The organism is Basilea psittacipulmonis DSM 24701, from assembly GCF_000743945.1.
In the GTDB taxonomy this organism is placed as follows: Bacteria; Pseudomonadota; Gammaproteobacteria; order Burkholderiales; family Burkholderiaceae_B; genus Basilea; species Basilea psittacipulmonis.
The window spans coordinates 1-21,837 of the sequence record NZ_CP009238.1; the positions used below are offsets into that span (position 1 = coordinate 1).

Annotated in this window: 18 protein-coding genes; 14 read left to right on the forward strand and 4 right to left on the reverse strand. The window is 37.7% G+C overall.

All coding sequences use genetic code 11. The features are described from left to right. The first annotated feature begins 174 nt into the window (after positions 1–174). The 12 genes from mnmG (at position 175) to dnaJ (ending at position 15,801) form a co-directional block, all read left to right on the forward strand. Positions 175–2,070: a tRNA uridine-5-carboxymethylaminomethyl(34) synthesis enzyme MnmG gene (gene mnmG, locus IX83_RS00005; protein WP_038497683.1), complete on the forward strand. Its 1,896-nt coding sequence runs from the start codon at positions 175–177 to the stop codon at positions 2,068–2,070. Between the two features lie 20 nt (positions 2,071–2,090). Then, positions 2,091–2,729, forward strand: coding sequence for a 16S rRNA (guanine(527)-N(7))-methyltransferase RsmG (gene rsmG, locus IX83_RS00010; protein WP_158332737.1), 639 nt, complete (start codon positions 2,091–2,093; stop codon positions 2,727–2,729). A gap of 11 nt (positions 2,730–2,740) precedes the next feature. After that, positions 2,741–3,508 carry a ParA family protein gene (locus IX83_RS00015; RefSeq protein WP_038501336.1) on the forward strand — a complete coding sequence of 256 codons (768 nt, stop codon included), beginning with the start codon at positions 2,741–2,743 and terminating at the stop codon, positions 3,506–3,508. 235 nt (positions 3,509–3,743) lie between these two features. Beyond that, a complete protein-coding gene (locus IX83_RS00020; protein ID WP_236620637.1) occupies positions 3,744–4,661 on the forward strand; it encodes a ParB/RepB/Spo0J family partition protein in 918 nt (305 codons plus the stop codon). Positions 4,662–5,433: 772 nt separating this feature from the next. After that, on the forward strand, positions 5,434–6,864 hold the full coding sequence (locus IX83_RS00025) for an NAD-dependent succinate-semialdehyde dehydrogenase (RefSeq protein ID WP_038497689.1): 1,431 nt from the start codon (positions 5,434–5,436) through the stop codon (positions 6,862–6,864). 825 nt (positions 6,865–7,689) lie between these two features. Continuing rightward, positions 7,690–7,974 carry a hypothetical protein gene (locus tag IX83_RS00030; RefSeq protein WP_038497692.1) on the forward strand — a complete coding sequence of 95 codons (285 nt, stop codon included), beginning with the start codon at positions 7,690–7,692 and terminating at the stop codon, positions 7,972–7,974. Positions 7,975–8,611: 637 nt separating this feature from the next. Further along, the gene (locus IX83_RS00035) at positions 8,612–8,812 is read left to right on the forward strand and encodes a hypothetical protein (RefSeq protein WP_038497695.1); all 201 of its coding nucleotides are present in this window, start codon (positions 8,612–8,614) and stop codon (positions 8,810–8,812) included. Positions 8,813–9,022: 210 nt separating this feature from the next. Beyond that, positions 9,023–10,777, forward strand: a complete 1,755-nt coding sequence (gene ggt / locus IX83_RS00040) for a gamma-glutamyltransferase (RefSeq protein ID WP_038497699.1) — start codon at positions 9,023–9,025, stop codon at positions 10,775–10,777. 52 nt (positions 10,778–10,829) lie between these two features. Next, entirely contained in the window at positions 10,830–11,333 is a 504-nt protein-coding gene (locus IX83_RS00045; protein WP_038497703.1) for a GNAT family N-acetyltransferase, read from the forward strand. 763 nt (positions 11,334–12,096) lie between these two features. After that, positions 12,097–12,651, forward strand: coding sequence for a nucleotide exchange factor GrpE (grpE, locus tag IX83_RS00050; protein WP_051918916.1), 555 nt, complete (start codon positions 12,097–12,099; stop codon positions 12,649–12,651). An 82-nt stretch (positions 12,652–12,733) separates the two neighbouring features. After that, the gene (gene dnaK / locus IX83_RS00055) at positions 12,734–14,650 is read left to right on the forward strand and encodes a molecular chaperone DnaK (RefSeq protein WP_038497709.1); all 1,917 of its coding nucleotides are present in this window, start codon (positions 12,734–12,736) and stop codon (positions 14,648–14,650) included. Beyond that, a complete protein-coding gene (dnaJ, locus tag IX83_RS00060; protein WP_038497712.1) occupies positions 14,650–15,801 on the forward strand; it encodes a molecular chaperone DnaJ in 1,152 nt (383 codons plus the stop codon). The genes dnaK and dnaJ overlap by 1 nt, the downstream gene beginning before the upstream one ends. Positions 15,802–15,985: 184 nt before the next feature. On the opposite strand, the gene IX83_RS00065 is transcribed toward dnaJ, so the two are convergent. Further along, on the reverse strand, positions 15,986–16,822 hold the full coding sequence (locus tag IX83_RS00065; RefSeq protein ID WP_038497715.1) for a sulfite exporter TauE/SafE family protein: 837 nt from the start codon (positions 16,820–16,822) through the stop codon (positions 15,986–15,988). 398 nt (positions 16,823–17,220) lie between these two features. Here IX83_RS00065 and IX83_RS00070 point away from each other — a divergent pair, with 398 nt between their 5' ends. Both IX83_RS00070 and IX83_RS00075 read left to right on the forward strand, forming a co-directional pair. Further along, complete coding sequence (locus tag IX83_RS00070; protein WP_051918920.1) at positions 17,221–17,763, forward strand: NADPH-dependent FMN reductase; 543 nt, start codon at positions 17,221–17,223, stop codon at positions 17,761–17,763. 792 nt (positions 17,764–18,555) lie between these two features. Beyond that, positions 18,556–19,308: an SDR family oxidoreductase gene (locus IX83_RS00075; protein ID WP_038497718.1), complete on the forward strand. Its 753-nt coding sequence runs from the start codon at positions 18,556–18,558 to the stop codon at positions 19,306–19,308. A 63-nt stretch (positions 19,309–19,371) separates the two neighbouring features. Here IX83_RS00075 and IX83_RS00080 read toward each other — a convergent pair whose 3' ends face one another. The 3 genes from IX83_RS00080 to IX83_RS00090 form a co-directional block, all read right to left on the reverse strand. Then, positions 19,372–19,722: a DUF6693 family protein gene (locus IX83_RS00080; RefSeq protein WP_038497721.1), complete on the reverse strand. Its 351-nt coding sequence runs from the start codon at positions 19,720–19,722 to the stop codon at positions 19,372–19,374. Positions 19,723–20,041: 319 nt separating this feature from the next. Next, positions 20,042–20,137 carry a methionine/alanine import family NSS transporter small subunit gene (locus IX83_RS08740; protein WP_038497724.1) on the reverse strand — a complete coding sequence of 32 codons (96 nt, stop codon included), beginning with the start codon at positions 20,135–20,137 and terminating at the stop codon, positions 20,042–20,044. Further along, a complete protein-coding gene (locus IX83_RS00090) occupies positions 20,127–21,653 on the reverse strand; it encodes a sodium-dependent transporter (RefSeq protein ID WP_038497727.1) in 1,527 nt (508 codons plus the stop codon). Before IX83_RS00090 ends, IX83_RS08740 begins: the two co-directional genes overlap by 11 nt. Positions 21,654–21,837: the final 184 nt, after the last annotated feature.

The window sequence follows — 21,837 nt, forward strand, 5'->3', positions numbered from 1 at the left end:
AACATTTTATTATTTGATTTTAATAACAAAAATTGACTTATAAAAGAGTTAATAACAGGGTTTTCCACAATGTTTCACGTGGAACATGTATTTTATAGAGTATTTTTGCTGTATTTTAATTAGGATGAATTTGATACAATTAAATTTTAAATATTTTGTATAAAAAAGATAAAAATGAACCATATTAAAGAATACGATGTAATTGTTATTGGTGGTGGTCATGCAGGAACTGAAGCTTGTTTAGCCGCTGCGAGATCTGGATCAAAGACTTTATTAGTTACTCATAATATAGATACGCTAGGACAACTATCTTGTAATCCATCTATTGGTGGTATTGGTAAAGGGCATCTTGTAAAAGAAATTGATGCTTTAGGTGGATTGATGGGAATTGCTACTGATCATGCAGGCATACAGTTTAGGATTTTGAATGCTTCTAAAGGTCCTGCAGTAAGAGCAACACGTGCACAAATTGATCGTTCTTTGTATAAAGCATATGTAAGAGAAATATTAGAAAATACAGAGAATTTGCATATTTTTCAGAATTCCGTTGATGATTTGATTTTAGAAGGTGATAAGGTTGTCGGTGTTGTTACAAAATTAGGCCTTACTTTTTATTCTAAATCAGTCGTGCTAACAGCTGGTACTTTTTTGAATGGTCTGATTCACGTTGGTCTATCTAATTATTCTGCAGGAAGAGCGGGTGATCCATCATCTATTCAGCTTGGGGAACGTTTAAAAGAATTAAAGTTGCCTCAAGGAAGATTAAAAACAGGTACCCCACCACGAATTGATGCTAAATCGATTGATTTTTCTGTATTAGAAGAGCAACCAGGAGATTTTGATCCTATACCTGTTTTTTCTTTTATGGGTAAAGAAAGTATGCATCCGCAACAATTATCTTGCTGGATTACACATACAAATACGAAAACTCACGATATTATTCGTGGAGGTTTAGATAGATCACCACTTTATACAGGCGTAATTGACGGAGTAGGGCCACGTTATTGTCCTTCTATTGAAGATAAGATTCATAGATTTGCCCATAAAGATTCACATCAGGTTTTTTTAGAACCAGAAGGATTACATACTCATGAAATTTACCCTAACGGTATTTCAACTAGTTTGCCATACGATGTTCAACTAGATTTAGTACATTCATTGCCAGGTTTAGAAAATGCTCATATTCTTAGACCTGGATATGCTATTGAATATGATTATTTTGATCCGAGAGGACTTAAAAAATCATTAGAAACGAAATCTATAAAAGGATTGTTTTTTGCTGGACAAATTAATGGCACAACGGGCTATGAAGAAGCTGCTGCCCAAGGATTATTGGCAGGTATTAACGCAGCTTTGTATGCAAAAGAAAAAGATCCATGGATACCTGGCAGGGAAGAATCGTATATTGGTGTAATGATTGATGATTTGGTTACAAAAGGAGTAACTGAACCATATAGAATGTTTACTTCACGAGCAGAATATCGTTTAAGTTTGCGAGAAGACAATGCAGATTATCGATTAACACCTAAGGGTAGAGAACTTGGTATTGTTTCTGATGAACAATGGAAACTTTTTAATATAAAACAAGATAACGTTGATAATGAAATTAAACGCCTAGAAAATAAAAGACTTTTTCATTCAACTTATCCTAAAGATTTAGCTCAAGAATGGATTGGTAAACCTTTAGAACAAGATTATTCTTTGTTACAAATTCTAAAAAGACCAAACATAAGTTATCAGAATTTAATTAAACAAGTTGATGAAAAAGGTGAAAGCCTTGGTCCCGTTAAACCATTAACAGAAGAGGAAGCCGATCAGGTAGAAATCAGAATTAAATACTCTGGGTATATACAAAAACAAGAAGAAGAAATTAAGAGATTGAAAGATTTTGAACAACATAAAATACCAGAAAATATAGATTATGATTCTTTTGGTTCATTATCTACAGAAGTAAAACAAAAATTAAAACTTCATAAACCTGAAACGATAGGTGAGGCAAGTAGAATTTCTGGTGTAACTCCTGCAGCTGTTAATATGCTGATGGTTTACTTAAAAAGACATAATAAGTAGGGGTGTTTCACGTGGAACATTTGAAAGAAAAATTATTTAATGCGTGTAATCAATTAGATATAAATCTCGATGATGCAAAAGCAGAGAAGATATTAACTTATCTCTTTGCTATGCAAAAATGGAATAAGGTTTATAACCTTACTGCTATTAAAAATCTAGATGATATGTTGATTCATCATGCAATAGATAGTTTGTCGATTATTCCAGTATTGGCCCAATCGTTGAAATCAGGAGATTTAGTTTTAGATGTTGGGTCAGGAGGCGGATTGCCTGGGGTAATTATTGCTATTATGTTTCCAGAAGTTAACGTAGAGTGTGTTGACGCAGTAGAAAAGAAAGTGACGTTTATCAGACAAATAGCTGGAACGTTAAAATGTCATAATTTACATGCAGAACATACAAGGATTGAAAATAGACAAGGTGAAAAGGCTGAGGTGATTATCTCCAGAGCATTTGCTTCTTTAGAAGACTTTGTCTTTTTAATAAAAGATCAAAAGAAAGTTAATGGAAAAGTTTTTGCGATGAAAGGCATTTATCCCGAAAAAGAAATTGAAGATTTGAAGCTAAAAATGGGATGGAAAGTTAAAAATAATTATGAATTAAATGTTCCATTTTTAGATGCAAAACGCTGTTTGATAGAGCTTGAGGAAGAACTATGAGTGAGAAATGTATGTTATTTTGTATTGCTAACCAAAAAGGCGGTGTGGGCAAAACTACCACGACAATTAATTTAGCCGCCAGTCTTGCAATTAAGAAAAAAAGAGTGTTGTTGGTTGATTTAGATCCACAGGGCAATGCGACAATGGGGAGTGGCTTAGACAAGAATGAAATCACAGCTTCAGTATATGAAGTTTTGATTGGAAAAATTGAAGCGAAACAGGCCGTGTTCCACGTGGAACAATCGGGTTATGATGTAATGCCTTCTAATCGCGAATTAGTAGGTGCAGATTTAGATCTTGTTGATATGGAGCGTAGAGAATTTCGTTTAAAAGATGCTTTACAAACCATCAAAGATGATTATGATTTTATTTTGATTGATTGTCCGCCAACATTATCTTTGTTGACTTTAAATGGATTGGCTTGTGTAGATGGTGTAATTGTTCCGATGCAATGTGAATATTTTGCTTTAGAGGGATTGGCAGATTTGACACAAACCATCAAATTAGTGAAAACAAACTTTAATCCAAACTTAAAGAGTATTAATTTATTAAGAGTGATGTTTACACCAAATATTACTTTACAGCAGCAGGTTTCTGACCAATTAAAAGAGTTTTGGGGTAAGAGAGTTTTTGATACGATCATTCCACGTAATGTACGTTTAGCAGAAGCTCCTAGTTATGGACTTCCAGGAGTGGTGTATGACAGAAGTTCGAAAGGTGCACAATCTTACTTAGAGTTTGCATCTGAATTAATAAAGAAAGTTAAAAAAGGTTTATAGGAGAGATATGATGACTAAGACAGGAAAAACGTTAAAAAAAACGGCAGGCAAATCTGAAAAAACAAATGTAAAAGCGTCTTCAAAAGCAACTGAAAAGAATGCTAAGAATTCTTCAGCATCGAATAAAAAAGAAGGAAAGTTGAAAATGGCAACTGCAAAAACAAAAAAAGCAAGCACTGTTACTAAAAAAACACCAGCGGCAAGTGTGAAAAGAGGATTGGGTAAAAGTGTTGTAATGACCAACAAAACAACAAGTAATGTTTCAAGAAGAGGTTTAGGTGGGGGTGCAAAAAACTTACTTGTCCCCACTGATATAGATAGCTTGTTGGATGAAGTTAAAAATACGTCAAAAGACAGTGTGATGTATATCAAATTAAGCGACTTACAACCAGGTCATTATCAGCCAAGAACTTTCATGGATGATACTTTGTTGAATGAATTAGCAGATTCTATTCGTGAACAGGGTGTTATACAACCATTGTTGGTTAGAAAATTAAAAGATAACCGTTATGAAATCATTGCAGGTGAACGTCGTTTTCGTGCAGCAAAAATAGCAGGTTTGTTAGAAGTTCCTGCACTAGTAAAAAGTGTTGACGATCAAAATGCAGCAATTATCGCTTTGATCGAAAATATGCAGCGTGCAGATTTAAATGCCTTGGAAGAAGCGAAAGGGGTAAAACGTTTGATAGATGAGTTTTCTTTTACTCATGAACAGGCTTCAAAGGCGATAGGCAGATCACGTTCATTCACAACTAATTTATTAAGATTGTTGAATTTGGCAGAACCTGTTCAAAAAATGTTAAGTGATGGACAGCTTGATATGGGCCATGCAAGAGCATTGTTAGCAACTGATCTAGGTACGCAAATTATTTTAGCGAACCAAGTTATTAATAAAAACTTATCTGTTCGTGAAACTGAAAAGTTGGTCGCAACGAGTTCTCAAAAAATTAGACCTAAATCGAAAAAAGATAAAAACGTAGATGCTGATGTGTTAATGGTACAGCGTGCTTTGTCAGATTACTTACAAACTAAAGTTAATATCAAATTAGTGGGCAAAAAGAAAGGTTCTTTAGTATTTGATTTTTCTGATTGGGACCACTTAAATGATTTATTGGATAAATTAGGCTTGAATGAGTATTTAGCATCTTTGTAGTCTATGTTTTTGTTCTGAAAATAGAGGGAACATAAACCTATTTTTATAAATAGTGATTAACTCCTATCGATGGTGATTAAACCTCACTTAGATAGGGGTTTTTCTTTTTTCGTAACATATCAGTGTAAGTGATCCGTCCGACTTTAATAACATTAACTAAGAGATATTTAAGACTAGTTTATTAGGATCACAAAAATTAAATAATGTTGGAGTGGGACAAAGTCTTTTTATGAATGTTAATAAATAATGATTAATTGAGTGCCGTAAGACAAGAACTATCAAGGATGATAGAAGCAGGTCATGTAGATGTGGGAGGTTAAAAGTTTAAACGTGCGGTGTTGTGATGTTTTCAGAAGGATGGTGAATTGAATAAGACTAAGACTGTTTCAAAATATAGCTGTGTAAATAATTCAGCCAACTTTAATATTTAAGTACCGAAAAGCAAGAACCATCAAGGATGATAGAAGCAGGTCATGTAGATGTGGGAGGTTAAAAGTTTAGACGTGCGGTGTTGTGAGGTTGGCAGAGGGATGGTGTATTGAATTAACACCAAGAGTGCTTTAAAACATAGCTGTGTAAATAATTCAGCCACCTTAATAATAGAGTATCGAAAAGCAAGAACCATCAAGGATGATAGAAGCAGGTCATGTAGATGTGGGAGGTTAGAAGTTTAAACGTGCTGTGTTATGAGGTTGGCAGAGGAATGGTGCATTGAATAAAATATAGACGTTTTTTGATGTAAATTTTTGACAATAGTTTAAGGAAGTGTAGGATGGAAAATTGCATAATAAATAAAGCTTACATTAACGGCAAATGGGTAGATGCTCAAAGTGGATTGACGTTGGAAGTTACTAATCCAGCAACGGGTGATGTGATTGGCACGATTCCAAACATGAGAAAGATAGATGCGGAGATTGCTGTGCAGGCTGCCAAAGAGGCTTTTGTCACTTGGAGCAAAACAACTGCCGCGTACCGTGGAGATTTAATGAGAAAGTGGTTTGATTCAATTATTGAACATAAAGATATGTTGGCCTATTACCTGACGCTAGAACAGGGCAAACCACTAAAAGAAGCAAAAGGGGAGATTGTTTATGGGGCCTCATATATTGAATGGTTTGCAGAAGAGGCAAAAAGAATCTACGGCGACATAATCCCTGCGACTAATATAGATCAACAAATTATGGTAACAAAGCAAGCGATTGGGGTGTGTGCCGCTGTGACACCATGGAATTTTCCCAACGCGATGATTACGAGAAAAGTGGCACCTGCCTTGGCTGCTGGTTGTACGTTCATCATCAGACCTGCATCAGAAACACCTTATTCAGCCTTGCTTTTGGCGAAGTTGGCTGAAGAAGTAGGAATTCCAAAAGGGGTTTTTAATGTTATCACAGGTGATGCCAAAGAAATTGGCAAGGTGTTGACAGAAAGTCCCGATGTGCAGAAGTTTAGTTTCACAGGATCTACGCCAGTTGGTCGTCTTTTGATGGCTCAAAGTGCGTCAACTGTGAAAAAGGTATCGCTTGAGTTGGGCGGAAATGCTCCGTTTATCGTATTTGACGATGCGGATATTGATAAAGCTGTTGAAGGTGCCGTATTGGCAAAGTTTAGAAATGCAGGTCAAACCTGTGTTTGTGCAAATCGCATATATGTTCATTCGAAAATTTATTCAACGTTTGTAGAAAAATTTACGCAAGTGGTACGTACGTTGAAAGTTGGGAACGGATTGACAGAAGATGTGGATATTGGTCCTTTGATTAGTCAAAAGGCATTAGACAAAGTATGGGTGTATATTAATGATGCCAAAGAGAAAGGAGGGCAAATTGAAATTGGCGGTAATTCGCTTTCCGGGCTGTTCTTTGAGCCAACCGTTATTAGTCATGCTAATGATCAAATGCTATTTACAAAAGAAGAAATTTTTGGCCCCATTGCACCGATATACAGTTTTGACACGGAAGAAGAGGTAATTAAACGTGCCAATGATACGGAATACGGGCTTGCCGCGTATGTCTATAGTCAAAATTTAGGCACGGTCATGCGAGTGACGGATGGTTTAGAGTACGGAATTATTGGCGTGAACACAGGTTTGATTTCAAATGCAACAGCACCTTTTGGTGGAATGAAACAATCTGGTTTAGGGCGAGAAGGTTCTAAATACGGAATTGAAGACTATTTGGAGATTAAATATATCTCTGTTAATTGGTGATTTAAATGGTTAAATAACACATTAGTCACATCAACACAGATGATTAAAACGATAAAGTTGCATTCATCGCGACAGTCTGAAAGCCTGTGTTTATGAGGGTTTTAAGATGTTGTTCACACGAATATGTATTTGGAAGATTGTGTGGATATTTAACTGAATGCTGTGTGGTGTGATAGGTGGGATCTTAAAAACATGGTTGCTGTTGACTAACTTATCACATCAACACAGATAGTTAAAACGATAAAGTTGCATACATGGTGACAGTCTGAAAGCATGTGTTTTCAAGGGTTTTGAGATGTTGTTCACACGAACGTATAGTTAAAAGATTGTGTGGATATTTAACTGAATGCTGTGTGGTGTGATAGGTGGGATCTTAAAAACATGGTTGCTGTTGACTAACTTATCACATCAACACAGATAGTTAAAACGATAAAGTTGCATGCATCGCGACAGTCTGAAAGCTTGTGTTTGTGCGGGTTTTGAGATGTTGTTCACACGAACATGTAGTTGGAACATTGTGTGGATGTTTAGCTGAATGCTTGTTTTTATGCGGGTTGTGAGGTGTTGTCAAAAAATTTAGTAATACTGTTTAGAATGTTGTTTAATTAAACTCGCATTGCCTACGTAAGTTTCTGTTTGAGTAGGGAATAAAATGAGTTGAGGATAGTGTGTAATGCTAGATTTTAAGCTGTTTTATGGATAAATCTCTTGTGAAAGTCTGAATTTTTTTTGATAAATAAAAATAATTTTTTTATTAAAATCAAGGCCTATTTAAAAATAAGGGCTATACTATTAGTGTTTTAAATTATTTTTTAGTAGATTCTGATGAAAAAGTTTTTTATTTTTATGCTGTTGACAGCAGGGGTTTTGGGACTGACAGCTTGTTCAAATAGTGAAGAAGAGATGTTTAAGAAACATTATATGGAGTCTTGCACGGACGGGGCCGACAAACAGTTGTGCGAATGTAGCTATGACGAGATAATGAAAAAATATACGATCGATGAATTAAAACAATTAGGTACGAGTAAAAGTGATGAGGCTAGTTCTCAACAATTTATTCAAGATTTAAGCGGCATCATTTTAAAGTGCCATCAAAAAAATAAAGAATAAAAATGTTTGATTGTGTCGTGTCTCTTTCTTTTTTAAAGAGGCACGACAATTGCGGATTCTAACGAATATTATGAAACAGCGATAGGCTGGGCTTCTTTAAATATCAAAGTATAGTGCGAGAAGTTAATCTAAGTAAAAAATTCCCCCAACAGATCGCACTATAGAAACCGACATTATCTTATCTCCGTTTGCCAGCGGGTTTTAGCATGTATCATCGTTTTACGGCATCTGCTGTTAACAAACGTCATTGTGTTATGTCGGCGAGTTTTAATAAGCATCATCGTTTTATCGAAAGAGTGTTGAATAGCGGTGTTGGTTTGTTTTATCATGCATCTTGCTTTATCAAAACCGCCTTGTTTTCTTGTTTTGCAAGGATCATCGAACAGTTAAATTCAAACATACTTAACGGGTGTTTTGAAAAATTGTGCTTGTTATCAATGTCGGGAAAAGTGAGTAAATGAGCGGATTGTGTAGAGAATCTGAATTTCTTATCTGATGTTTATAGAAAAAAAGTTAACAAAAAATCCCTCCGATAGATCGCACTATAAAAATCGATATTATCTTATCTCCGTTTGCTAGCGGGTTTTAGTATGTATCATCGTTTTACGGCATCTGCTTTTAACAACGTCATTGTTTTATGCTAGCGAGTTTTAATAAGCATTATCGTTTTATCGAAAGAGTGTTGAATAGCGGTATTGGTTTGATTCATCAGATAGCTTGCTTTATCAAAACCGCCTTGTTTTCTTGTTTTGCAAGGATCATCGAACAGTTAAATTCAAGCTTACTTAACGGGTGTTTTGAAAAATTGTGCTTGATGCAAGGCTGGAAAAGTGAATAAATGAGCGGATTGTGTAGAGAATCTGAATTTCTTATCTGATGTTTATAGAGATAAAGTTAACAAAAAATTCCCCCAACAGTTCACACTATAAAAATCGGTATTATCTGAATGAACTGAGTGTCCGTAAAACCCCGATATATCGTACTTTCCCTAATTTTATTATGGGCGGATTGAGGTTATGCTAGTGGGTAGTTGAACAAAAGGAATATCATGAATATTAAGTATCCATTTTTAGTGTTGGCCACTTTGTTTTGTTTTTCATGTCATGAGGTAGTGGCTCAGACAGCATCGCCAACGACGGCAACGATAGCAGCCGCCGCGAGATATGATCAGGGAAAATCCATTTTTCATCCCGTTTATGGTCGTCATGGGATGGTTGCAACTGAGCAGGGGCTTGCGACAGAAGTAGGATTGAATGTTTTGAAAAAAGGCGGAAATGCGATAGATGCTGCAGTAGCTGTTGCTTATTCGTTGGCTGTGGTATTGCCGAATGCAGGTAATATTGGCGGAGGCGGTTTTATGCTGGTTTATGATGCGAAATCAGGTAAAACGACTGCTATTGATTTTCGTGAGATGGCACCGATCTTAGCGACGAAAGATATGTATTTGGACGAGAAAGGGAATGTTATTGACGGTAAATCGATGTTTACGCATTTTTCAGTGGGTGTACCAGGCACGGTTGCGGGACTAGAATTAGCTTATGAAAAATGGGGAACATTGCCTCGGGAAGATTTGATAACACCCGCTATTGAGCTTGCTGAGAATGGATTTGAAATTAGCCAAACGCTCGGAAGGATGCTAGAAACTGAGCGTAAGAATTTAGGGAAATGGCCTTCTACTAAAACGATTTTCTTTAAAGGAAATGAGCCCTTAAAAGCAGGCGATCGTCTAGTTCAGAAAGATTTAGCGAATGCCTTAAAATTAATTCTAAAAGAAGGGAAATATGCTTTTTATGAGGGGGAAATTGCAGATAAGATGGTGGCTGAAATGAAAAAGCATGGCGGTCTTATTAGCAAAGAAGATTTAAAGGCATATCGAGCGATAGAACGAGAACCCGTGTCAGGTTCTTATCGAGGTTATGAGATCGTTACTATGCCAGCACCGAGTTCTGGAGGTATCCATTTGGTGCAGATTTTGAATATTTTGGAACATTTTCCTCTAAGAGAGTACGGGCTGAACAGTGCCAAAACGATTCATTATTATGCAGAGGCGATGAAACTGGCGTATGCGGATCGTTCTGAGTTTTTAGGTGATCCTGATTTTGTTAGTATTCCCGTCAAAGGGCTAATTTCTAAAGAGTATGCAAACGTTCAAGCACAGTCTATTGATGACATAAAAGTTAGACCTTCTTTGGAGATTAAACCTGGCCAACCACAAGCCTATGAAAGCGACCAAACCACTCATTTTTCGATTATTGATAAAGACGGTAATGCAGTGGTATTAACCTATACGTTAAATCTTAATTTTGGTAGTGGAATTGTGGCTGAAGGGACGGGAATATTGCTAAATAATGAGATGGATGATTTTTCATCAAAACCAGGTGTACCTAATGCTTTTGGTTTAATAGGTGGTGAGGCGAATGCGATTGCTCCCAAGAAAAGGCCATTATCTTCGATGACACCTACGATTGTGATGAAAGATGGCAAACCATTTATCTTAACAGGCAGTCCAGGTGGGGCAAGAATTATTACGACGGTTTTACAAAGTATCGTTAATATTATCGATTTTGAACTCAATCCCGCTCAAGCGATTTTGACTCCACGCGTCCACCACCAATGGTTGCCTGATGAAATACGTATTGAAAAAGGAATTAGTCCAGACACAATTGATATTTTGAAACGTCAGGGGTATAAAGTCAGTGAAAAAGCGACTATGGGTAGGGTCCAAATCATTCAAGTAGGAAGCGATGGTTATTATGGTGCATCAGATACTCGTAATCCAGATGGAAAAGCATTAGGATACTGAAGAAAAAATCTTATGATAGTATAGATGTTTTTATCTATCTGAGAAGTGAGCGATGACGATTGAATATACACTTGCAACGACAGATGATTTACCTCGTGTGTTAGAGATTTACAATCAAACGATTGCTTGTCGTTATATTACTTCAGACCTAGCTCCGGTGAGCATGGCAGACAGACAGGAATGGTTTGATTCACATTTGAATGATGATAAACATCCTATTTGGGTGGTTAAAACAGACGAAAAAGTAGTTGGATGGTGTTCGTTTTCTGTGTTTTACGGTAGAGTGGCTTATGCACAGACAGTGGAAGTAAGCATTTATTTGGATAGTCAGTATCAGCAGAAAGGGCTGGGCAGTCAGGTGATTGAATTTTTAAAATCACAGATGTCCACAAGAGGTATTAAAACCTTATTGGCCTTTATATTTAAAGGTAATCAACCTAGTATTAATTGTTTCTTGAAAAATGGTTTTGAAATATGGGGAGATTTGCCTAATATCGCGGATATGCAAACGCATCATGAAAGCTTGTGTATTTTGGGCTATCATGCGAAGTCTTAATGGTAGGCATCGTTTCAAATAAAGGCCTTGATTCTCGTGTGTTGGACCTTGATAACTTGTTTAGAGTCACTTGGGATAACGTTTGTATTTGTCGTTACATGATTGCAAAGACGGACGTTTAGTAAGATTGCAGTAGGTGACGTGTATGGACAGGCGTGTTGTTTGTCGCAAATATTATGTTTGGCTATGCACGGACTCCAATCTAACTGTGATCTGCATGACTCACGCGTATTCTTGCTAACTATCTTGATTTTTAAAGGATAACGTCTATCTGTGGACGGTATCGCTCATGTCTCATTTTATCGGTTAATGAGTAATTGTGTTGGAATGAGAGAGGGGATTCGTGTTGCATTTCGTTGATTTTATAGCCAGACTATCTGTGCAGAATTTCATGAGGAGGATAATGCGTAATCATTTGAGGTTCGCGACAGACTGCATGACTCACGCGTATTCTTGCTAACCATCTTGATTTTTAAGGGATAATGTCTATCTGTGGACGGTATCGCTGATGTCTCATTTTATCGGTTAATGAGTAATTGTCTTGGAATAAAGAACGAGTGTCTTTTCTTTTGTTTGGGAAAAATAGTATAAAAATCAATTAGCTGTTATGAAAAAAAACGGTTTTATTTTGATCAATCGTGTTCAAACATGATTAAACAAGCGCTAAGTTTTTATATTTGATTAAATTTTATTTTTTTTCTTGAAATGCAAAGATATATCCCCATATAAGTTATGGTCAAGAAAGAAATGAATGGAGTATGTAATGAGTGAATCTCACGAAAATACTGAAAATAAAGAAGAAATTTTAAATGCTGAGCCATCGCAAGAAGTAGTTGAACAGGTGGATGTTGAAGAGGCCGTTGATCCTTTGCATGAGTTAGAGGAAAAGGTTGCTCAATATCACGATCAGTTGTTGCGTGCTCATGCTGAGATGGAGAATTTAAGAAAACGTACGCATGAAGAGGTGGTTAAAGCGCGAAAATTCGGCACGGAATCTTTTGCAGAAAGTTTGATCCCAGTGAAAGATAGTTTGGAAGCGGCATTAAACCAAAAAGAACAGTCACTGGAGTCGTTAGTGTCTGGTGTGGAAACAACATTAAAACAGCTTGAGTCGGCTTTTGAACGTAATCAGCTTAAAGAAATTAAGCCTGAGGTAGGGGAGAAGTTTAATCCTCATGTTCATCAGGCTATTTCATCTATTGCGTCTGAACAGGTTGAAGCGAATGCGGTGATTGAGTGCTTACAGAAAGGATATACGATTGCTGATCGAGTATTGCGTCCTGCGTTGGTAATTGTTTCGGCAGGTAAATCTGAATAAGAAAATAAATAAGGACTTGAAAATTAAAAATGAGCCCTTATCTAAGTAACATTAGAAGTTTAAATTAATAGGTTAATGAATTATGAGTAAAATTATTGGTATTGACTTAGGTACAACAAACAGCTGTGTTGCCGTGATGGAAGGCGATCAGGTAAAAATTATCGAAAACGCTGAAGGTGCACGTACTACCCCATCTATCGTTGCTTACATGGATGATGGTGAGATTTTAGTGGGGGCTCCTGCAAAACGTCAGGCCGTTACTAATCCTAAAAATACATTGTTTGCAGTAAAACGTTTGATTGGTCGCAGATTCACTGAAGAAGCGGTTCAACGTGATATTAAACAAATGCCTTATAAAATTATTCAAGCACCCAACGGCGATGCTTGGGTTGATGTAAAAGGTGAACAAATTGCCCCACCACAAGTATCTGCAGAAATTCTTCGTAAGATGAAGAAAACAGCGGAAGATTATTTGGGACATGAAGTAACAGAAGCGGTTATTACAGTGCCAGCTTACTTTAACGATAGTCAGCGTCAGGCAACTAAAGATGCAGGTCGTATCGCAGGTCTTGAGGTAAAACGTATTATTAACGAACCTACTGCAGCAGCATTGGCGTTTGGTTTGGATAAAGTTTCTAAAGGCGATCGTCGTATTGCTGTATATGACTTGGGTGGCGGTACCTTTGATATTTCTATTATTGAAATTGCAGACGTTGATGGCGACAAACAGTTTGAAGTGTTATCTACAAACGGTGATACGTTCTTGGGCGGTGAAGACTTTGACCAACGTATTATCGAGTACATTATTGATGAGTTTAAAAAATCAGATGGCGTGGACTTATCAAAAGATGTATTGGCATTGCAACGTCTAAAAGAAGCGGCTGAAAAGGCAAAAATCGAATTATCATCAAGTACACAAACTGAGATTAATTTGCCTTATATTACAGCGGATGCAACAGGTCCAAAACACTTGAATCTGAAAATTACGCGTGCGAAGTTGGAATCGTTAGTTGAGGAATTGATCGAAAGAACGATTGAGCCTTGCCGTGTAGCGATTAAAGATGCAGGTATCAAAGTTAGTGAAATTGACGATGTGATTTTGGTGGGTGGTATGACCCGTATGCCAAAAGTACAGGAAAAAGTAAAAGAGTTCTTTGGTAAAGAGCCACGTCGTGACGTGAACCCAGATGAAGCGGTGGCCGTCGGTGCAGCTATTCAAGGTTCTGTTTTATCAGGCGATCGTAAAGACGTATTGTTGTTAGACGTGACACCTCTTTCATTAGGGATTGAAACACTTGGTGGTGTAATGACTAAGATGATTCCAAAGAATACGACTATTCCTACTAAACATTCACAGGTGTTCTCAACGGCAGAAGATAATCAGCCTGCTGTAACGATTAAGGTTTACCAAGGCGAACGCGAAATTGCGTCAGGTAACAAGGCATTGGGCGAGTTTAACTTGGAAGGCATTCCCGCTGCTCCACGTGGAACACCACAGATCGAAGTAACGTTTGATATTGATGCGAATGGTATTTTGAATGTATCAGCGAAAGACAAAGGTACAAATAAAGAAAACAAAATCACCATTAAAGCAAACTCTGGTTTGAGTGAAGAAGAAATCGAACGTATGGTCAAAGATGCAGAAGCAAATGCTGAGGAAGATAAACGTATTGCTGAATTGGCTGCGGCTCGTAACCAAGCAGATGCGTTGATTCACTCAACTCGTAAGTCTTTGGAAGAGTATGGCGATAAGTTAAGTGACTCTGAAAAAGAAGCCATTGAAACCGCCGCAAAAGATCTAGAAGCGGTGCTAAAAGATGGTGATAAAGCAACGATTGAAGCGAAGACTGAAGCATTAGCTAAAGCAGCCCAAACTTTGGGTGAGAAGATTTATGCGGATATGCAGGCACAAGCGGCTCAAGCAAATAATGAATCTGCTACGGCGAAAGCTGATGATGTCGTTGATGCAGACTTTAAAGAAGTTAAGCGTGACGAATAATGGCTAAACGTGATTTTTATGAAATCTTGGGTGTTACCAAGAGTGCAAGTGATGAGGAAATTAAAAAAGCCTATCGAAAACTTGCAATGAAGTACCACCCAGACCGCAATCCGGGGGATAAAGAAGCGGAAGAGAAGTTCAAAGAAGCTAAAGAGGCTTATGAAATTCTTTCTGATGCTCAAAAACGTCAAGCTTATGACCAATTTGGCCATGCTGGAGTCGATCCAAACTCTGGCATGGGCGGTGGTTTTGGCGGTTTTGGTGGCTTCTCTGGAGCGGGAGGATTTGATGAAATCTTTGGTGATATTTTTGGTGGTATGTTTGGCGGGGGCGGTCGTGCTCGTCAATCAGGCCCCAGAGTTTATCGCGGCGAAGATTTAACGTACCAATTAAATATTACCTTAGAACAAGCGGCGACAGGCTATAGCACGGAAATTCAAATTCCTGCGTGGTCTGATTGTGGCACTTGTCACGGCACAGGTAGTAAGAATGGGGCTAAACGCGAAACTTGCTCGATGTGCCATGGTTCGGGAACGGTTCTTCAAGCATCAAGTATTTTCTCTATTAAGCAGACATGTCCTGCTTGTCATGGTGAAGGTACGGTGATTAAAGATCCTTGTCCTGATTGTTCTGGAACGGGCAAGAAAAAGGGATCAAAAGTTTTATCAGTAGATATCCCTGCTGGTATTGCAGATGGTATGCGAATTCGTTCGTCTGGAAATGGTAAACCTGGTTTAAATGGTGGTCCAGCAGGCGATTTGTATATTCAAGTGCTTATCTCACCCAACAAAGATTTTGAGCGTGATGATTCGGATTTGCATCGTCAGGTCAATATTCCGTTTACAGTTGCTGCCATGGGTGGTGATGTGACGGTTAAGACTCTAGTGGGTGATGAGGTCGTGATTACGATTCCTGAGGGGACGCAAAATGGTAAGATTTTCCGTTTGCGTGGCAAAGGTATGCCAGAACTACGTTCTAGTGCCAAAGGTGATTTGTATTGTCATATCAATATTGAAACACCCGTTAATTTGACTAAAGAACAGAAAGAGATTCTGAAAAAATTTGAAGAGTCTTTGGGCGAGAATATTACTAGACATCAACCCAACTCATCAGAAAGTTTTACAGAAAAGCTTAAAAAGTTTTTTAACTAAACTGAATTAACATAAACGTTCCTTTTAAGGGATTGAGGTAACACTCAATCCCTTTTTTATGGTTTGTGTGGTGGGTGGATAAAAGAATAAAGCTTGTTTTCAGCTTGATCAAATAGATAAGCGGGTGTGTTGCTTAATGAACTCCCGCTTGAATATTAGGTGGTAGTGGTGGTGCAATGATGTTTCAAAGCAGTTTGAATCCTGAAATGATCATATCGGTGGCGATGAGCAATATAAACACAGCAAAACATTTTTTGACCTTTTGTGCAGGCAGAACAGACTGTAATTTGACACCATATGACGCGGCAAACAAACTGGTCGTCATGAAAGATAAAAATGCGATGAGAGAAAAGTAACCGATGCTATAGGGAATGCCCGTCTCCACGCGAATGCCTGAAATAAAATAACTGATGAATCCGCCAAGTGATAGAAAAACGCCACAAGCAGAGGCATTTCCTAACGCTCGTTTGATGGGAAATTTACAGGAGTGGAAAAAGGGACCTAAAAAGGCACCGCCACTAATTCCTGCTGTGGCAGCAATGGCTCCAACAGCTATGCCAACGGGAATGCTTTTTTTCTTGGGAATAGGAGGACTCGTTTCTTGGGAATGTTGTTCATGAGCCTTTTTCTTCATTAACATGTTCAAAGATAAATAGGTGATAACGAGCCCAAAAAATATTTTCAGGTACCCAGGAGCGATTTTAGTTACCAAAAGTCCAGTTAATAATGCAGAGCAAAAAAGAATAGGCCCCATTAACTTAATAAGAGGGAGATTGATGTTTCCGATTTTATATTGGTGAAGTGATGCCGTTAATGTGTTAAAGAATACCAATGCGAAACTAGTTTGAATGGCAATTGGCAAAACATAAGAAGTACTTAATTCTGGGTAGATTGAGGGAAGTAAATAGCAAAGTATTGGCACGATAACAAGACCGCCACCTAAACCCATTAGACCTGAGGTTAATCCAGCAAAAACACCACCAACAATACAAACACTAATAAATAAAACAGTCTCCGACATGTCACACCACTATTATTTATGCCCAATGCAATTAATCATGCCATATATTTTAGTTATTTACAATTGAAAGTGAGTGATTTAATTTAAGTAAAAACACTAGGTATAAAAAAAGACCATAAGGGTTTGTGCATAATTTTCGTTTCTTAATAAAAATATCTAATAACGTGGAACACTGGAATTTGCTGGGAGTGGTGGTTTTTAAGTATGAGTTGGAAATGGTGGGGATAGAAAAAAGTGGTGTGATGTTGGGTGGGGAAATGAAGTGTTGCGGTATCGAATAAAGACACAAAGTGCGTCAATCAATTAAGTATGGCTTAATACTGTGTTTAAATTTTGGCTATGGTTGCTGTTAAAAAATAATTTTATAATGTGGCTTTTGAAAATTTGAGAATAAGAAAATGAGTCAAGTATTAATTGTTAAAGGTTCGGCAAGAAAGGAATCGACAGGCACGAAGGTGGTGGAATGGATTAAAAAAACACTGAATGCTTATCAAACTAGTGCTGAGGTGGATGTGGTAGATTTGGCAACGTTTCATCTTCCTTATGATGCAGAACCGTATATGGCGGCTACAGGTAAGTATGTTAGTGAGCAAACTAAATTATGGTCTAAAAAGGTTTCTCAAGCCGATGTAGTGGTGTTTGCTGTGCCTGAATATAATGGTTCGTATCCTGCCGCCTTGAAAAATGCCATTGATCATTTAAAGAATGAATGGAAAAACAAAAAAGTAGTGGTTGTGGCGTATTCACCAAGTGGTGCCAGCAGTGTGACTGAGATATTGTCGATTTTGTTAAAACGTTTGGAAATGGATGTGCTAGGAACGGTTCAAGTACCGACTTATACTTTAGGTTTTGATGGTGAAACAGGTGTTTCTCACGAATTTGAAAAAGTCGCAGAGACCGAAGCAGAACATGCATTAGTTGATATAGTGAAGAAGTTTTAAATCTCCCTTTTTCCTCTCTTTCCCTTTGAAGGTCTGCCCCAAGTGCGTTATGTCTTGGGGCTTTTTTATTGATAACGTTCGTGCACTAGCAATGACGCAGTTTTGAAAGTTTTGGATATGGTCACGCATAGTGAAAATAATCTGAAAACAAAGTATTAAACACCAGTAATGACGCTGGTTTTTAAAGGTTTTAATGTGATCGCGTTTAATGGAAATAATCTAGAAAACAATCGTCACGAGATGTTGTTTTGCCCTAAGAAATGATAAACATACGGTTCTTGATCCGCAAGTATATCCACACTCCCTAAGTCAGAGTAGAGTAAGCACCTCAATTCTGAATCCTCTCAATCCACGTGTGCATCTCAACTGACGTGTATCTCTCAACTCACGTGTATATTTGCACTGGCTAAGTGAAGTGTTGTAGTATTGGGTTTTAAAAGCTTGAGTATGGTCACGCATAGTGAAAACAATCTGAAAAAAATGTTGAGCACTAGTAATGAAGCGGTTTTTAAAAGTTTGAGTGCGATCATGTTTAATGAAAACGATCTGGAAAATAATCGTCACGAGATGTTGCTTCGCCCTAAGAAATAATAAACATGCGGTTCTTGATCCGCAAGTATATCCACACTCCCTGAATTAGAGTCAGAGTGAGAAGATCACTTGAGTTCTCTGAATCCTCTCAATCCGCGTGTGCATCTCAATCCACGTGTATCTCTCAACTCACGTGTATATTTGCACTGGCTAAGTGAAGTGTTGTAGTATTGGGTATTGAATGATGAAAAGGAGATAGGAATGAGTCAGATTGCTTTAGTGACAGGGGCGACAGCTGGGTTTGGTACGGCGATTTGTCGATGTTTGATTAAACATGGTTATCAGGTGATTGGAACGGGTCGTCGTGTGGAACGATTGGATGCATTGAAAAATGAATTAGGAGAAAACTTTAAATCGTTGGCATTCGATATTCAAGATCCAAAGGAGATTGAGAAAGCTTGGGATCAGTTACCTGAGTCATGGAAAAAAATAGATCTTTTGGTTAATAATGCAGGTTTGGCATTAGGTATTGAGCCTGCTCATCAAACCAATAGGTCAGACTGGTTGCAAATGATTGATACAAACATCAAAGGGTTGGTTTGTATGACGCATTTGGTGTTGCCTGGCATGGTGGCACGTAATCATGGGCATATTATTAATATGGGGTCGATTGCGGGGAATTATGCTTATCCAGGTAGTAATATTTATGGTTCCACGAAAGCATTTGTCAAACAGTTTTCATTAAATCTTCGTGCCGATTTGCTTGGCACCAAAGTAAGGGTGAGCAATATTGAACCGGGACTTTGTGGCGGAACAGAGTTTTCTCAAGTGAGGTTTCATGGGGACAAAGAACGAGCGGATAAGCTATATGATAAAGTGGATTATGTTACGCCTGAAGACATTGCTGATATTGTTTTGTGGCTGAATCAGCAGCCCCCTCACATCAATATTAATCGTATTGAGGTGATGCCAGTGGCACAAACATTCGCAGGCTTAGTGGTGCATAAGGACTAGAGGGGAGAAAAAATATTCCCTGATAGGTGATTGTGAAACTTATCAGGGAATGAAGGCTGTTCGTTAACTTTGTTCGATTTTAGTAGCGTCTAATGCGAGTGTTGTTATTTTGTATAAATAAACAAAATAAGCAATTCCCAATGTAACGAGCGTCAAGAGTAAATAGATGACGATAGTACCAACAATGGGAGCCAAAGTCAGTTCGCATCGTAAGTGCCCTTTTACCTCTTTAGTATTTTTGTCGATAACTGTGGTGTGGTTTAAAATAAATTTGTTCATGTAAAATGGAAACAAAATTGAACCAATTCCAAACGTACATAAAATAATAAAGAACCAAAGAATAAAATGTCCAAGGATTTCAGCGACGCTTAGGTCAGATTTAAGTTTTAAACCATTCAGTGATAATGTATTCATAAAAGTTCCCCTAAAAAATAAGAATAACAGCTATATTATAGCGAGGATTGTTTTCTTAAATAAAAAGTTAAAAAATAAAAACGTTAAAATTATTAAGAGATCAAAAAAGACATCAAAAAACCGCCTAAATACTCGTGTTTGGCAACATGCATAATGTTAAAGTATGAAAAATAAATATTCAAAAAGCATTGGCCAGCTTAAAACAAGATAAAGTATTTGGGTGTTTGATGAATGTGAATCGTAACACTCTGTTCGGAACGATTTAAACATTGAAAAGCGTTTAAATACAGGTGTTCCGAACAGCATGTTAAGTTAAAAATTATTCTTCTTCAGGCAATCTAATCACTGAGAATAAAAGACCGCCCCAGATAATCAAGATGGATAAGACCATCATAATGATTGCACTAACGCTCATCTGTCTCTCCTACAGAAAGTGATGTGGTTTTCTTCCAAGGAATGAATGCCAACAATATCGCGATGACGATAAGACCAATCGACATGCCCCAACCAAAATAATTGATAAACCATTGCGGATAGCCATCGTAACCTTCAGCTAAAATTTTCTTTAGCTCGATAATGAACATAACGCACAATACAAAAGGCGTGATAAAGCCAGCGAACAAGATCCACGTATAGCCAACTTTGATCGAAGACGTCTCATTAATATGACGAGCTAGTTTAGGGAAATATCGGCATACTAAAATCAACGCAATTGAAACAAAGGCCACTAACACGATACCGAAGCTGTTGACGAATTTATCCAAAACATCTAACACAGGTAATCCAGTGGTAGTTCCAAATAAAATGATGGAGACTAATGCCATAGGAATGCACACTAGCAAAGTAGCGGGAATACGTCTTAAATTTACTTTGTCTTGAAGTGCTGCGATAATGACTTCCAAAATCGAAATCAAAGATGTTAAGCCTGCAAATACTAATGAACCAAAGAATAAAATGCCTAAGACTTCACCAAAAGGTGCTTTGTTAATAATGGTTGGGAAAGCAAAGAACGCTAGGCCGATACCACCTTTTGCGACTTCACTGACTTCTTGACCATTGGATGTGGCGATAAAACCTAATGCCGCAAAGACACCAATACCTGCTAATAACTCAAAACTACTATTGGCAAAACCCACTACTAACCCAGTTCCCGTTAAGTCGGATTTTTTCTTTAAGTAAGATGAGTAGGTAACCATGATGCCGAAACAAATAGACAGTGAAAAGAAAATCTGTCCATAAGCGGCAATCCACACGCTAGAGTCGGTAAGTTTTGACCAATCTGGCGTAAACAAAGCATCTAAGCCTTTTGCCGAGCCATCTAAGAAGAGGGCGATAACCACTAAAATCAAGAACATCACTAATAGCAATGGCATGAAAAAGCGTGAAGCCCCTGCAATACCTTTTTGTACGCCTAGTGCCATAATGCCTACAGAAATCACCCAGACAGCGATTAAAGGAATCACGACATGATTGACGAAATGAAATTCAATTCCTTTAACATCTGCCACCGATTCATACTGAATATATTGGTTCAAAAAGAAAGAAACTGGGTCATTGCCCCATGCACTACTTAGCGAATAATAAGTGTAGCTCATGGCCCAGCCGAGAATAACGGCGTAATACAGACCAATGATGACATTGATTAACACTTGCCACCAACCAATGGCTTCAAAATATTTATTTAAACGTTTAAAGGCCAAAGGCGGCGAGCCTCTAAATTTGTGACCAATCGCGTAGTCTAGAAACAACAATGGAATGCCAGCTGTTAATAATGCAACGATATAGGGAATGATAAAGGCCCCACCACCATTTTCATAGGCAACGTAAGGAAAACGCCAGATATTGCCTAATCCAACGGCAGAACCAATGGCAGCAATAATAAAAGCACTTCTTCCTGAAAAAGTTGCTCGTTGTTGAGCATGTTTCTCCATATGGAAACTCCATTTATAAGACAAAACCTTAAGTAAAACAGTATTTAAGCAAATAGTCAAGTTTTAACCATAATGTATAGCATGGTTTCATGCCCCTTATTTGCTTGCTTGACGTGAATGGAACGTTGGTTTGAGAAATGACTTTTATAGCAAAAATATTTGATTTTGGATTTAAAGCAATAGG